Here is a 14,260-nt window from a genome sequence, read left to right as displayed (position 1 = left end):
ACAAAAGGCGCTTTTTCCGGAATCCGGAAAAAGCGCCTTTTTATTATGCTTGCTGTAATTTTTGTTTCAGTTTTTCCAGCATGTCTGCCGTCATGGCATCCAAGTCATACTCTGTTTTAAAATTCCATTCGTCTTTTGCGGCACTGGCATCGATATTGTCCGGCCAGCTCGCTGCGATTGCCTGACGCGCAGGATCTACATCATAATTCAACTTGAAATCCGGGATATGCTTGCGAATCGATGCCGCAATCTCTTCAGGTTCAAAGCTCATCGCCGTGACATTGAATGCATTGCGGTGGACGAGCTTATCCGCATCGGCTTCCATCAAGTCGACAATCGCCTGAAGCGCATCCGGCATGTACATCATGTCCATACGGGTGCCTTGCGCAATATAGGAAGTGTAGCTGCCTTTCTCGATTGCCTGGTAATAGATATCCACAGCGTAGTCGGTCGTTCCGCCGCCTGGAGGCGCAACGTTGGAGATCAAGCCAGGGAAACGGAGGCCGCGCGTATCGACCCCGAATTTCGTAAAGTAATAATCACATAGCAATTCCCCTGCTACTTTATTGACGCCGTACATCGTCGTCGGGCGTTGAAGGGTGTCTTGTGGAGTGTCGTTTTTCGGCGTCGAGGGGCCAAACGCACCGATGGAACTCGGCGTGAAAAATTGCATATCGAGTTCACGGGCTGCTTCAAGGGCATTGACCAAGCCGCCCATATTCAAGTTCCATGCCAGCAGCGGCTTTTCTTCCGCAGTCGCAGACAATAAAGCGGCCATGTGGATCATCGTGTCGGCATTGAAGTCACGCGCTAACGTGAGCATGCGTTCTGCGTCCGTCACGTCCAAGATTTCGAAAGGCCCGTCCTGGTTATCCGATGGCCGGATATCAGTTGCCAATACATTTTCCGCACCATATGTTTCGCGCAATTTACCTACCAGTTCTGAGCCGATTTGCCCTAAAGCTCCTGTCACCATGATTCGTTTCATTTTTCAAGCACTCCTTTTCTACAAAACATTTGTCCGCTCTAAAAAAACATTTTTATCTTTCAAAATGCTTTCATATCAAGCTTTTCGTTAGAGTCATTATAAATTGTTCTCTTTAAAAAAACAATGGCTTTCACTTATTTTAACCAGCCGATTAAACCTACTATACAGGTAAGCTTTATTGTGCTTAAATAGAACCACAACGCCATGAAGGCAATAATTTAACGAAATGGGGAACCATCAATGAAGAAACAATGGGCATTTCTGCCGATCGGTGCAGCGGCATTATTCCTTGCAGCTTGCGGATCTTCCGACAACGCAGACAACACAGAATCAGGCAGCAGCACAGAAGGCGAAACGGACTTGCTCGCTGAAATCCAGGAAGAAGGAACTTTGGTCATCGGCACGGAAGGAACATACCCTCCCTTCACGTTCCATGACGATAGCGGAGAATTGACAGGATTTGACGTGGAAATCGCACGCGAAGTCGCGGAACGCCTCGGCGTCGAAGCTGAATTCCTCGAAACGCAATGGGACGCCATGTTTGCCGGGCTCGACGCTGAGCGTTTTGATATGGTCGCCAACCAAGTCGGCATTAATGAAGAGCGCCAGGAAAGCTACGACTTCTCGGATCCATACATCACTTCGACGGCAGTTCTCGTCGTGGCTGAGGGCAACGACGAAATCCAAAGTTTCGATGATTTGGAAGGCAAGCTCTCGGCGCAGTCATTGACCAGCAACTATGCCGAAACGGCGACTTCTTACGGGGCAGAACTCGAAGGCGTCGAAGGCTTTAACCAGGCAATCGAGTTACTGGTATCAGGACGCGTCGATGCAACAGTCAATGACAATTTGACAGTCCTTGATTTCCAGAACCAGCGTCCGGATGCGGGCATTAAAGTCGTCGATGAATCCGGCGATGCGGCGCAAAGCGCGTTATTGTTCAGAAAAGGCAATGACACGCTCGTCGAAGCAGCAAATGAGGCACTTGCTGGAATGATCGAAGACGGCACATACGAAGAAATCTCCAATAAGTGGTTCGGCGAAAATGTACTTGAATAGTATTTTCTCAAACCCTGAACGGTTGGAGCGGCTCGGCGACATCGCCCAGTCCTCCTTCCTGCCTTTGATCGAAGCGGCTGTGCAATTCACCTTGCCGCTTTCGGTCATTTCTTTTATCCTCGGGCTATTCCTGGCAGTGATCACGGCGCTTGCCCGCATCTCCACCGTCCGGATTCTGCAATGGATTGCGCGCGTCTACGTCTCGATCATCCGGGGAACGCCGCTGCTTGTCCAATTGTTCATCCTGTTTTACGGCTTGCCGACGGTCGGCGTTACCATCGACCCCTTCCCGGCCGCTGTCATCGGATTTTCCTTGAATGTCGGTGCCTATGCTTCGGAAGTCATCCGTGCAGCGATCTTGTCGATTCCCAAAGGCCAATGGGAAGCAGCCGATACCATCGGCATGTCCTATTCCCAAACTCTGCGCCGCGTGATCTTGCCTCAAGCATCGCGCGTCTCGGTGCCGCCGCTCTCCAATACCTTTATCAGCCTGGTCAAGGATACGTCTCTTGCCGCGTTGATCCTGGTGACGGAAATGTTCCGTGTCGCCCAGCAAATCGCTGCGACCAATTACGAATTCCTGCTTCTTTACGGACAGGCGGCATTGATCTATTGGATTATTTGTTTCTTGCTGTCACTCGTCCAAGGGCGCTTGGAAAACCGCTTTGACCGTTATGTATCCCGTTAAATCCAGATCGATCCATAGATAGGAGTTTATTATGATTTCAATTAAAAATTTGCATAAGAGCTTCGGCGAGCTGGAAGTGCTGAAAGGCATCGATCTCGACGTCGAAAAAGGGCAAACGATCGTCGTCATCGGCCCTTCCGGTTCAGGAAAGACCACCTTTCTCCGCTGCCTCAATATTCTGGAGAAGCCTAGCGATGGGACTGTGGAAATCGGCGGGCTTGTGGCTGATTTTTCGAAACCGATGTCCAAAAAACAGATCATGGCCTTCCGCAAGCAATCAGCGATGGTGTTTCAGCATTACAACCTGTTTCCCCACATGACGGCGCTTGAAAATATTTTGGAAGGGCCTGTGACCGTCCAGAAAAAAGACAAAGCGCAGGCGAAAGAAAAAGCCCTGGCATTGCTTGAGAAAGTCGGGCTGTCGGACAAAGCCGATTCGTATCCGCACCAGCTGTCAGGCGGCCAGCAACAGCGCGTTGGCATCGCCCGCGCGCTCGCGCTCGAACCAAAAGTCATGCTGTTCGATGAACCAACTTCCGCACTCGACCCGGAACTTGTCGGGGAAGTGCTGCAAGTCATGAAAGACTTGGCGCAAGAAGGCATGACGATGGTCGTTGTCACCCATGAAATGCGTTTTGCAAAAGGCGCTGCTGATGAAGTCTTGTTCATGGACAGCGGACGCGTTGTCGAACGCGGGACACCGGACGAGGTGTTCAATCGGCCTCAGGAAGAACGCACGAAACGCTTCTTGAATTTAATTCAAGACACGGATGTCATTTAAACCAAGAAAATCCCCAGTGCATTTAGCACCGGGGATTTTTTGTATTCATGAAACGCCGATTAAGACAGCGATGACGAGTGCGACGAGCGCAATCACCAACCAGCCGACAACCAGTTTCCAGACAAATTTCACCCATTTCTCATAAGGGATTCCGGCTACCGCCAAATAACCCATTAACGCAGCGGATGTCGGGATGATGGAATTGGTGATGCCGTCTCCGTATTGATATGCGAGCACTGCGACTTGGCGCTCGATGGATAATAGATCCGACAGGGGTGTCATGATCGGCATCGTCGTTGCCGCCTGGCCGCTTCCAGAAGGGATGAAGAAGTTGATGACGACTTGTGTGAAGAACATGCCAATGACGGTCAAAGCATTCGGCAAGCCGCTGATGACGCTCGACAAGCCGTGGATCATCGTATCCATAATGACGCCTTGCTCCATGATGACCAGAATCGCGCGGGCAAACCCGACGATCAAGGCACCGAAGACGACCAGTTTCATGCCATCGACAAAGGCGTCGAACATACGGTTGACACCCAAGTTCCCGACGAGCCCTGCCGCAAAGCCGATGATGACGAACGAGGCCGCAAGTTCCGTCAAATACCAGCCCCATTCAAATACACCGTACACATTGATTCCAAGGCCGACTGCAAGAAACACGAAGACCATGCCGTGGCGCCAGTTGAACGCACCGAGGGCGTCCGCCTGGTCTTTTGTCGAGGATTTCTGGGCGCGTTTCTCAATTTCATAGATAACGCTTTGCGTCGGGTCTTTTTTCACTTTCGCCGCATAGCGCATGACGTACCAGATGGCGAAACTGAGGAAGAAGATATATGCACCGAAGCGGAAGCCAATCCCTGAGAAAATCTGCAATTCCGCAATGCCTTGTGCAATCCCGACAGTGAACGGATTGAGCATGCCGCCGATAAAGCCGGATGCCGCACCGAGTGACACCATCGCGGTTCCCGTCATAGCGTCAAAACCGATTGCCCGTGCGACCGCAATGCCGATCGGCACGAAAATGATGACTTCCTCCGCCATTCCGATTGTGGCACCGAGTACCGAAAACAGGATCATGATGATCGGGATGAGCAGCTTTTCACGCTTCTCGAGCCGATCGACTACTTTGGCGATTCCGGATTCGATCGCCCCTGTTGCCCGGATGATGCCGAATGCGCCGCCGACCAGGAAAATGTAGAAGATGATGCTGGAAGCTTCGGACATCCCTGTTGGAATCGCTTTGAACAATTCGAAGAATCCGACCGGACTCTGCTCCACTTCCGCAAAGGAGTTGTCGATGACGACCGTGCGCCCGTCCACTTCCTCCCGCTCGTATTGACCTGCGGGAATCAAATATGATGCGACCATCGCCGCGATCATGATCAAAAATAAAATTGCGTATGTATGCGGAATCCTGCCTCCGCTTTTTTTAAGCTTTTCGGGTTTTGCGGTCATGCACGATCGCCTCCCACCGTACAAGATGTGACCGTCAATTTCTTCAGCTTCTCCGGATCGACTTCAATACCGAGCCCCGGCTTGCCGCTCAAGAGTACATGCGGATGCTCGTACTTCAAGTCGCCGATTTCTTCACTGAATAATAGCGGCCCTGTCAATTCCGTGCTTTCGATATTGATCCGCGACATTGCGGCATGATAGCCGGCGCTTGATGCAACCGACGATTCGACCATCGAGCCGATTTGGCACAGCATGCCCGCGGCTTCTGCGGTTTTCGCCATTTGCACCGCATGGAAAATCCCGCCGCATTTCATCAACTTGATGTTGATGACATCGGCTGCATCAAGACGGATGATCTCGAGTAAATCTTCCATCGATTGCACCGTCTCGTCCGCCATGATCGGCACCGCAGTTTTTTGGCGCACTTCCGCCAAGCCGCGAATGTCGCCCATGCGGATCGGCTGTTCGACCCAGCTGAGCCCAGCCGATTCCAGCTGACGGATCGCCGAAACAGCGGTCCCGACCGATTTCCAGCCCTGGTTGACATCCACACGGATCGGGACAGTAGCCCCCACTTCCTTGCGCACAGCCAGAATCCGTTCCACGTCCAATTGGGCATTGTCTGCCCCGACTTTCAATTTCAACGACCCGTATCCTGCTTCAACGGCATGTTTCGCTTTTTGTGCCATGATTTCAGGCGATTCGATGCTCAAGACGCGCGGATAGGATAAATGCTCTTTTGATTGCCCGCCAAGCAGGTTATAGACCGGCTGACCGGAAGCTTTGCCCATCAAGTCGTAGCAAGCGATATCAACCGCCGCTTTCGCTGCCGGGTTGCCCGCCAAAATCCCGTTCATCTTATGATGGATTGCTTCAATATCGAACGGGTTCATGCCGATTACGGCCGGCAGGAATAATTCCTTCAGCACTTCGTAGCTCGCCGTGAAATATTCGCCCGTTACATGCTCATCCGGCACCGCCTCTCCGTAACCGACCAAACCGTTATCCGTTTCCAATTCGAGAATCAAAGACGGCATATCCGGATAAGTCGCATAAGAGATAATGAATGGTTCGTGCAAAGGAAAGCGCACTGCATGCAATCGTGCTTGAGTGATTTTCATAATGAAGCCCCCATTTATAAGTAGTATTGTATGATTATACTACAAAAACTTTTGCAATAGCGTAATAATTTTGATGCTTCCTCGAATTCAGCGTATAATGGCGTCAGTGTGTTTGTAAAAATTATTAAGGATGAAGGAGTTTATTATTGATGAGCTTATTAAAACAAACCGATACATTGATCGATTCATTGCAAACGGAAATGGTGGATGTCCGCCGCCATCTCCATATGCACCCCGAGCTGTCCCATCAGGAAGTGGAAACGCCCGCTTATATCGCAGAGCGCTTAGAGGAAATGGGTGTCGAAGTGCGCCGCGGTGTTGGCGGGCGAGGTGTCGTCGGAACGATCCGCGGCGGCAAACCCGGCAAGACGATCGCGTTCCGCGCTGACTTTGACGCGCTTCCGATCGACGACCAAAAGGGCGTTTCCTACAAATCAACGATTCCAGGCGTCATGCACGCCTGTGGCCATGATGGCCATACCGCCGGATTGATCGGCTTCGCGAAAGCGATGACGGCGATTAAAGAGGACCTGCCCGGCACGATTGTGCTGATTCACCAATTCGGTGAAGAATTGTCCCCAGGCGGCGCGCGCTCGATGATCGAAGACGGCTGCCTCGACGGCGTCGACCTCGTATTCGGCGCGCATCTCCAAAGCAAGATGGAATCCGGCAAAGTGTATCTTCGCGATGGCTACCTGCAAGCTTCTGAAGACGCCATCAAAATCAATGTCTACGGCTCCGGTACCCACGGCGCCGAACCGCATACCGGCATCGACCCAATCCTTGCCGCGAGCCACATCATGGTTGCCCTGCAATCGGTCGTCAGCCGCAATGCCGACCCGCTGAAAGAACTCGTCGTGTCGATCGGGAAATTCCATGCGGGTGATGCCGACAACGTCATCCCGAGCAAAGCCGTCATGGAAGGCACCATCCGCGTATTCGATCCGGAACTGCGCAAGCTCGCCAGCGAACGCGTGCGCGGAGTCGCTGAAAATGTCGCCGCTGCCATGGGCGCACGTGCTGAAGTGATTGTCGAAACCGGCTATGATTCGCTGTGGAACCACCCGGAAGCGGCAGAAATCGTCCGCACGTCCGCACGCCCTGTCGTCGGCGAAGACAATGTCATCGACATCGACCCAATCATGCCGGTCGAGGATTTTGCGTACTACACACAAGTGAAACCGGGCGCGTACTTCTTTATCGGTGCCAAAATGGCAGACGAAACGCTCGTCTATCCGCACCATCACGAAAATTTCGATTTCAATGAAGACGCGATGAATACGGCCGCAAAAGTGTTTGCCTCTATCTATTTCAACGCCCAGCAAGCAGAAACCGATTCTGCCGAATAATAAAGCAAATCCCCCTTCATGAACGCTGGAGGGGGATTTTATTGTAAGCTAACCGAAACAAACTGCTAGTGAGACAAGTGAGCGAGATGGATTGTTCATTGTTTATTTCATCTTTTGGCAACCGCCTCCCGCTTGGGGCTGGCCTCCCGCAATGAGCCAAAAAGAGCAATTGTCTCATTGTTCCGGCTCGCCCATGTGCGCGGTTCGGCTTTTCGATTTCATTGGATGTTGTGTGCAAAGAAGTGTCGCTGTTAATTGTCTTCATCCGATTGTGGGGGGCGCTTAGCTGGACTTGAGAGCGAGATGTCTTGTTCATTGTTTGTTGTTTCATCTTTTGGCAACCGCCTCCCGCTTGGGACTGGCCACCCGCCAGGAGCCAAGAAGAGCACTTGTCTCATTGCTTCGGCTCGCCCTTGTGCGCGGTTCGGTTTTTCGATTTCATTGGATGTTGTGTGCAAAGAAGTGTCGCTGTTAATTGTTTTCTTCCGATTGTGGGGGGGCGCTTAGCTGGACTTGAGAGCGAGATGTGTTGTTCATTGTTTGTTGTTTCATCTTGTGGTAACCGCCTCCCGCTTTGGGCAGGCCTTCCGCAATGAGCCAAGAAGAACGCTTGTCTCATTGCTTCGGCTCGCCCGTGAGCGCGGTTCGGCTTTTAGATTTCATTGAAGATTATGTGCGAAGAATTGTCACTGTTAATTGTCTTCATCCGCTCGTGGGGACGCTTAGCTAGACTTGATGGTTATGAAACTATCCAATTTGGACTTGCGAAGCAGAACAAAATTATTTGCACTAAGTCCAGTGCCAAATGTATTTCATTTCCTCTCTCAAATTAGAGATGGAGCGGAAAGGGGCGAATGGATGGCGAGGGGAAGCCGAGTCCATTCATTTGCGACGCATCTGCTTGCAACTGTTTTTTTGCTATGCTCGAACGCAGTGAGAGTTGAGTACTAACATTTAGCCCTCCGGAAAGCGTCCCCTTGCAGCGCAATCTCCACTCCTCGCATTTCCTATTCATAAGCGCAAAGAAAAAACCCGCACAACTCAATGAGCTGTGCGGGTGTCGTATTACTTGATGACATTCAGTTCTTTGCCGACTTTTGCGTAGATTTCGATCGCTTCGTCGAGCATTTCTTTCGTATGTGCCGCTGTTGGCATATTGCGCACACGGCCCGTGCCGCGTGGGACCGTCGGGAAGACGATCGATTTCGCGTAGACGCCTTCTTCGAACAAGCGTTTCGAGAACTGCTGCGTCAATTTCTCGTCGCCGATGATGCACGGCGTGATCGGTGTGGCAGAATCGCCGATATCGAAGCCAAGCTCTTTCAAGCCTTTTTTCAAATAATCGCCGTTATCCCAAAGCTTGTCGTGAAGTTCTGTCGAATCGATGATCTTTTGGACAGCAGCCGTGGTTGCTGCGACGTCCCCTGGCGTTACCGCTGTCGAGAACAAGAACGGACGGGAGCGCACGCGCAGCCAGTCGATCAGGTTTTTCTTACCGGCCACATAGCCGCCGACAACGCCGACTGCTTTCGAGAGCGTCCCCATCTGCATATCCACTTCTTTTTCCAAACCGAAATGCTTCACAGTGCCTTTGCCTTTGCCCGTGACGCCTGAACCGTGGGCGTCATCGACATAGGTGATCAAGTCGAATTCTTTTGCGATTTCCACGATTTCCGGAAGCTTCGCGATATCGCCGTCCATCGAGAAGACGCCGTCCGTGATGACCATTACTTTATTGTACTGGCCGGATTCAGTCGCTTCTTTCGCTTTCTGGCGAAGGTCTTCCATATCAGAGTGTTTGAACGCGATGATTTTCGCTTTTGACAAGCGGCAGCCATCGATGATCGAGGCGTGGTTCAATTGATCGGACAAGATCGCGTCATTTTTGTCCATGACAGCGGAAATCGCCGCCATATTGCAGTTGAAACCGGATTGGAATGAAATCGCCGCTTCCGTTCCTTTGAACTCAGCCAACTTCTCTTCCAGTTCCACGTGCAAGTCGAGCGTCCCGTTGATGGTGCGGACGGCACCAGCGCCGACTCCGTATTTTTCGATCGCTTGAATCGCCACTTTCTTCAAGTCTTCATCTGTTGCAAGCCCCAAGTAGTTGTTTGATGACAAGTTGATCAGGTCCTTGCCGCCGATTTTAATAATCGCTCCGTTCGGGCCTTCTACCGGGTCGATCTCATTATATAGGCCTTGCTCTTTCAATTCCGTTAAGTTTTCTTCCAAAAACGCATCTAATTTTTTCGACACAGTCCTCTTCCTTTCAAAAAACAAATTCTGACTCCATCTTATCACACCGCCATTTTTTCCAAAAGAAAAAGCGGGCCGCGGCCCGCTCATTCCCGATTATTGCTTTTTGCTATTGCTTTTTGCTATTGCCTTTTCCTTTGCCCTTGCCTTTGCTTTTATCTTCTTTGTACAGCACTTCGTACGTGAATTCTTTTGCCTCTTTCTGGTCTGGCGCCGCTGCATAAGAAGTGATCATTTTCAAATTGCCTTCACGCAGTACTTGCTGCAAGTCGAGCGCTTCTTTATCCGTCACATTGTACGGATCGACATTGAATACGCGCTGCTTTCCATTTTTCTTCGTTTGGATGAACGTGGTCGTAAAGTCGACATACTCGCCTTTCAACTGTCCGAGCGACTGGAACGGCTCTGTAGACGTTCCATCTGCCGAGAAATCACCCAGTTGGATATCTTTGATGAACCAGCCGGCTTCGTTGGAACCCCAGTCCGTCAAGTTGCGGAACGATACCAATACGTCTTGTCCTGCGTAGTCAGCCAAGTCGAAAGTTTCAGTAGACCAATTCGTTTTCTCGCCCGTGAAGCCAGGCAAATTCTCTTTGATTGTCGGGTAACCTTCTTCCACTACATCTGAGCGCGTGTTTTCGTTCGCGAGGGATGTCCACGTTTCGCCATTATCCGTAGACACTTGGACTGCCGCGAAATCCCATTGCTCTTCGATATTGTAATAATGCTCGAAGCTCAAAGTCGGATTGTCAGCTGGAACCGTCGCCCCGAAGATCAAGGCTTGGTCTGCTTCGTCGCCGTTGTTCGCATGAAGCACTTGCTCGGAAGCGTCAAGCGGATTGGCGACCGTGTCCCATTGCAATGGCAGGAAGTCCACGCCGTCAAACTTCATGCCGCGGACAGTGCGGTCCAAGTCGAATTCCTTAAAGTCACCGCCCCATGCCGGAACGCCTTCTTTTTCAAAGGTTTTCGCTTTCTCGAAATCGACGGTCTTGCCGCGTACGCCGTCACCGACTGGCAGTTCACGCAAATCAATGCTATCGAAGTTATAATCCGGGCTGACCGTGCCGTCATCCAGCGTCAAAGCTGTCATGAAGTCTTGGTATAGCTCAGTGAATGTTTTGTTTGTGCCGTAGTCTTCCAATACTTTATCGATGCTTGCGATGCCTTGAGTGTTTCCGTCAGTAGCGATTTCACGGATGAACTCCTTGCCGAATTTATCGTACATATAAAGCGTGAACAAATAGACTTGTCCATAATCCGCGATCGTTTCAGGGCCGGTTGCTGCTGTTCCGTGCTCATCCCAGTTGACGAGCGAATTTTCCGGGTGGTCCAAATAGAAGTTGATCGATCCTTCCCCGTGGCCATAGCCGCCGAGGAATTCAGAGAATGTCGACATCCCTTCGTTGACCCATGTTTCTTCTGCACCGTCGTTATCGGCTTGAATCAAATGCTGAAGTTCGTGGATTGTCGTGCCGAAGAACGTGCTCTCCAAACGCGTTTCCCATGAATTCGTATCAATCGTGATGATGTTGCGGTCCGTGTAGTTTTCAAGCGTCTGCCAGAAGAAACCGGCTACGAAGAACGGGTAAGACGGATTGTTCCACCCTTCATCCTGTACGTTATCGACGAGCATGATCACTTTATCGGAACCATCTTCGTTTTCGTAATAACCTTCAGGAAGGCCGACCATGCCAGGAAGCGGTGATTTCGAGCCGTCGTGTGAATTCGGTGTGCCAAAGAAGTCGGTCGCTACCGGATAGATATTGCTGTCGAATTCGGCTTTCAATTTATTCACTTGCGCTTGCGTGACGATGTCAGCCGGTTTCGGATTGTCCGGGCCATAGGCTAAATCATTGGCAACCCAGATTTCCACATTGTCGCCTACGCTGCGAAGTGTAAATTCTTTGAATGCCAGGTTGCGGTCCAAGAATAGCTTCGTTCCGAAATCTTCAGTGAAATGCTCGCTTGCCGCATTTCCTTCTGAACTGTCTGCTGCTTCATCGCTCAACGACCCGGCTTGGTCCTTGATGCGCTGCTCGGCTTCTTTTTGGAATGACTCGTCATTTGCCAGTCGATTCAGTTCTTGGTCGATATCGATGCGTTCGCCGTAGCGATCTTCGTCCCAAGCGCCGAGTGACGGCAACTCCTCAACCGGTGCAGCACTTGCTGCTGGGGAATAAAGTGAAAGCGCCAGTGCGCTCGCTGATAAAATCGGAAACCATTTGCTTTTTTTCATGAATATGTATCTCCTTCCAGAAATATCTGAATATTTTTTCTTTCTAAAGATTACCACTTCTTTCTGTCTTACTGAATAGGTTAAACTATTTATTTCGTTACCCGAAATACAGGATATTGGTTGTGTCCGATGTGGACATTCAGTAGGTCAATTACATTAATATTCTGATTTGACAGTGTTTTCTTTTTAATAAAATCTATAGAACTCCATTAAAAAAAGCGGGCAGCTGCCCGCTTCTCCATAACTTATGCTAATGCTGACTGTAAGTCTTCAATTAAATCTTCGACATCTTCAATTCCGACAGAAATTCGCACTAAGCCTTCAGTGATGCCGAGTTCAGCACGGCGGTCTTCAGGAATGGAAGCATGCGTCATCTGCGCCGGAACCGAGATCAAACTTTCCACTGCACCCAGGCTTTCCGCCAAAGTGAAGTATTTCAGCTTGGCAAGCAGCTCATCCGCCTTTTCCTTGCTGCCGACATCAAACGATATCATCCCGCCGAAGCCGCGTGCTTGTTTTTCCATCAAGGCTTTGCCGGAATGGCTGTTGAGCCCAGGATAAATGACCGCTTCGACCGCCTCATGCCCATCCAGGAACTCTGCGATTTGCTGGGCGTTGCCATTGGTCTCTTCCATGCGGATGCCGAGCGTTTTCAACCCGCGCATCAACAGCCACGAATCTTGCGGTCCAAGAATGGCGCCAACGGAATTCTGGATAAAATGCAACTCTTCCGCGAGTTGTGCCGTATTGACAACGACAAGTCCCGCGACGACATCGCTATGGCCGCCGATGTACTTCGTCGCGCTATGCAAGACGATATCCGCCCCAAGCGAGATCGGGTTTTGGAAATAAGGTGTCATGAATGTATTGTCGACGACCGTCAACAGCCCGTTTCCTTTGGCGAACGTCGCTACGGCTTCAATATCCGTCACTTTCAACAACGGATTGGTCGGTGTTTCAATGAAGATCGCTTTCGTATTTTCCTGAACGGCAGCTTTCACTTGCTCCAAATCACCCGTATCAACGAATGTGAATTCGAGCCCGAAGCGGTTCAGCACTTTATTCATGACGCGATACGTTCCGCCGTATACATCGTCCGTCAAAATGACGTGGTCGCCGGATGAAAACAGCATCATGACAGAAGAGATGGCCGCCATGCCGGATCCGAATGCAAATCCGGCGTGCCCGTATTCCACATCCGCAATCAGCTCTTCCAGCGCATGGCGCGTCGGATTTCCGGTCCGTGAATATTCATAGCCTTTGAACTTGCCCACAGCTTCCTGCTTGTAGGTGCTCACTTGGTAAATCGGCGTCGAGACAGCGCCGGTCGCTTCGTCTCCGAAGATTCCGCCGTGAATCAATCTGGTTTTCGGTTTCATTGCTTTTCCTCCTTAAAAAGGGCTCCGTAAATATTTTGGCTCAAATAGCGCTCGCTTGAATCTGCAAAGACCGTGCAGATATGGCTGCCTGGTTTTGCAGATTGCGCTTCACGCAAAGCCGCAACAAATGCAGCACCCGATGAACTGCCGACGAGGAGCCCTTCATTTTGCGCAAGCTCACTCACGGCTGCAAACGCCTCTTTATCTGTAATCGTATGGATGGCATCAAAATACTGCGTGTCCATAAACGGCGGCATCAACTCCATCCCGATGCCTTCCGTCTTATGCGGGCCGGATTCCCCGCCGTTTAGTATCGAGCCTTCCGGTTCTACGATGACGGTCTTGATCGCCTGATTTTGCACTTTCAAATAACGGGAAGTTCCCATAAACGTGCCGCCGGATCCTGCTCCCGCAACAAAGACGTCGATCTTGCCGCCCATCTGCTCCCAAAATTCCGGGGCCAGTGTCTGGACATAGGTATCCGGGTTGGCGGCGTTTGCGAATTGCGCCGGCATGAACGCGCCTTCTTGCTGCGCGATTTCCTCCGCTTTTTTGATGGCACCCGTTATGCCTTCAGCGGTCGGCGTGTTGATTACCTCAGCACCTAATGCGCGCATGAGCGTTTGTTTTTCCATGCTGAACTTTTGCGGGACGACCAGCTTCAGGCGATAGCCTTTTCCGATTGCGGCAATGGCGAGCCCGATACCCGTATTGCCGGCAGTTGGCTCAACAATCGTGCCGCCTGGCTTGAGCAGTCCGCGCCTTTCCGCGTCGGCAATCAACGCCACGCCAAGGCGGTCTTTGACGCTGCCGCCCGGATTGAAAAATTCCAGCTTGGCAAAAATCCGGCAGCCGTTCGGAATCGTGCTATGCGTCAATTCCAATACCGGCGTACGGCCAATCAATTGCTGAATCTCTGTTGCGTAATCCATGCTGATTCCC

Annotated in this window: 11 protein-coding genes; 4 read left to right on the top strand and 7 right to left on the bottom strand. The window is 51.1% G+C overall.

Translation table 11 applies throughout. The features are described 5' to 3' along the window. Positions 1–43: 43 nt before the first annotated feature. The gene (locus tag AB9R92_RS12260; RefSeq protein WP_370669717.1) at positions 44–988 is read right to left on the bottom strand and encodes an L-threonine 3-dehydrogenase; all 945 of its coding nucleotides are present in this window, start codon (positions 986–988) and stop codon (positions 44–46) included. Between the two features lie 240 nt (positions 989–1,228). Between AB9R92_RS12260 and AB9R92_RS12255 the strand changes: the two genes are divergently transcribed. Genes AB9R92_RS12255 through AB9R92_RS12245 form a run of 3 tightly spaced genes read left to right on the top strand, consistent with a single transcriptional unit; the run spans position 1,229 to position 3,516 of the window. After that, complete coding sequence (locus AB9R92_RS12255; protein ID WP_370669716.1) at positions 1,229–2,047, top strand: amino acid ABC transporter substrate-binding protein; 819 nt, start codon at positions 1,229–1,231, stop codon at positions 2,045–2,047. Further along, positions 2,034–2,735, top strand: coding sequence for an amino acid ABC transporter permease (locus tag AB9R92_RS12250; protein WP_370669715.1), 702 nt, complete (start codon positions 2,034–2,036; stop codon positions 2,733–2,735). Before AB9R92_RS12255 ends, AB9R92_RS12250 begins: the two co-directional genes overlap by 14 nt. 31 nt (positions 2,736–2,766) lie before the next feature. Then, positions 2,767–3,516, top strand: coding sequence for an amino acid ABC transporter ATP-binding protein (locus AB9R92_RS12245; RefSeq protein WP_370669714.1), 750 nt, complete (start codon positions 2,767–2,769; stop codon positions 3,514–3,516). A gap of 45 nt (positions 3,517–3,561) precedes the next feature. On the opposite strand, the gene AB9R92_RS12240 is transcribed toward AB9R92_RS12245, so the two are convergent. Both AB9R92_RS12240 and AB9R92_RS12235 read right to left on the bottom strand, forming a co-directional pair. Beyond that, positions 3,562–4,974, bottom strand: coding sequence for a YfcC family protein (locus AB9R92_RS12240; RefSeq protein ID WP_370669713.1), 1,413 nt, complete (start codon positions 4,972–4,974; stop codon positions 3,562–3,564). Further along, the gene (locus AB9R92_RS12235; RefSeq protein ID WP_370669712.1) at positions 4,971–6,095 is read right to left on the bottom strand and encodes a mandelate racemase/muconate lactonizing enzyme family protein; all 1,125 of its coding nucleotides are present in this window, start codon (positions 6,093–6,095) and stop codon (positions 4,971–4,973) included. The genes AB9R92_RS12240 and AB9R92_RS12235 overlap by 4 nt, the downstream gene beginning before the upstream one ends. Before the next feature lie 149 nt (positions 6,096–6,244). Between AB9R92_RS12235 and AB9R92_RS12230 the strand changes: the two genes are divergently transcribed. Then, positions 6,245–7,444 (top strand): M20 metallopeptidase family protein, encoded by a 1,200-nt coding sequence (locus tag AB9R92_RS12230; protein ID WP_370669711.1) that lies wholly within the window; start codon positions 6,245–6,247, stop codon positions 7,442–7,444. A 1,065-nt stretch (positions 7,445–8,509) separates the two neighbouring features. Here AB9R92_RS12230 and AB9R92_RS12225 read toward each other — a convergent pair. The 4 genes from AB9R92_RS12225 to AB9R92_RS12210 form a co-directional block, all read right to left on the bottom strand. Then, positions 8,510–9,700: a glycine C-acetyltransferase gene (locus AB9R92_RS12225; protein ID WP_370669710.1), complete on the bottom strand. Its 1,191-nt coding sequence runs from the start codon at positions 9,698–9,700 to the stop codon at positions 8,510–8,512. Between the two features lie 109 nt (positions 9,701–9,809). Next, complete coding sequence (locus tag AB9R92_RS12220) at positions 9,810–11,939, bottom strand: peptidase M6 (RefSeq protein WP_370669709.1); 2,130 nt, start codon at positions 11,937–11,939, stop codon at positions 9,810–9,812. Positions 11,940–12,184: 245 nt separating this feature from the next. Continuing rightward, positions 12,185–13,318, bottom strand: coding sequence for a bifunctional cystathionine gamma-lyase/homocysteine desulfhydrase (locus AB9R92_RS12215; RefSeq protein ID WP_370669708.1), 1,134 nt, complete (start codon positions 13,316–13,318; stop codon positions 12,185–12,187). Further along, complete coding sequence (locus AB9R92_RS12210) at positions 13,315–14,250, bottom strand: PLP-dependent cysteine synthase family protein (RefSeq protein WP_370669707.1); 936 nt, start codon at positions 14,248–14,250, stop codon at positions 13,315–13,317. The genes AB9R92_RS12215 and AB9R92_RS12210 overlap by 4 nt, the downstream gene beginning before the upstream one ends. Positions 14,251–14,260: the final 10 nt, after the last annotated feature.

Source organism: Planococcus sp. SSTMD024 (genome assembly GCF_041320495.1).
Lineage (GTDB): Bacteria > Bacillota > Bacilli > Bacillales_A > Planococcaceae > Planococcus.
This window is presented reverse-complemented; position numbering and strand designations above follow the sequence as displayed.

Coding starts and splice junctions, on each gene's coding strand:
- AB9R92_RS12260 (WP_370669717.1), bottom strand. CDS start 988: ATGAAACGAATCATGGTGACAGGAGCTTTAGGGCAAATCGGCTCAGAA.
- AB9R92_RS12255 (WP_370669716.1), top strand. CDS start 1,229: ATGAAGAAACAATGGGCATTTCTGCCGATCGGTGCAGCGGCATTATTC.
- AB9R92_RS12250 (WP_370669715.1), top strand. CDS start 2,034: ATGTACTTGAATAGTATTTTCTCAAACCCTGAACGGTTGGAGCGGCTC.
- AB9R92_RS12245 (WP_370669714.1), top strand. CDS start 2,767: ATGATTTCAATTAAAAATTTGCATAAGAGCTTCGGCGAGCTGGAAGTG.
- AB9R92_RS12240 (WP_370669713.1), bottom strand. CDS start 4,974: ATGACCGCAAAACCCGAAAAGCTTAAAAAAAGCGGAGGCAGGATTCCG.
- AB9R92_RS12235 (WP_370669712.1), bottom strand. CDS start 6,095: ATGAAAATCACTCAAGCACGATTGCATGCAGTGCGCTTTCCTTTGCAC.
- AB9R92_RS12230 (WP_370669711.1), top strand. CDS start 6,245: ATGAGCTTATTAAAACAAACCGATACATTGATCGATTCATTGCAAACG.
- AB9R92_RS12220 (WP_370669709.1), bottom strand. CDS start 11,939: ATGAAAAAAAGCAAATGGTTTCCGATTTTATCAGCGAGCGCACTGGCG.
- AB9R92_RS12215 (WP_370669708.1), bottom strand. CDS start 13,318: ATGAAACCGAAAACCAGATTGATTCACGGCGGAATCTTCGGAGACGAA.
- AB9R92_RS12210 (WP_370669707.1), bottom strand. CDS start 14,250: ATGGATTACGCAACAGAGATTCAGCAATTGATTGGCCGTACGCCGGTA.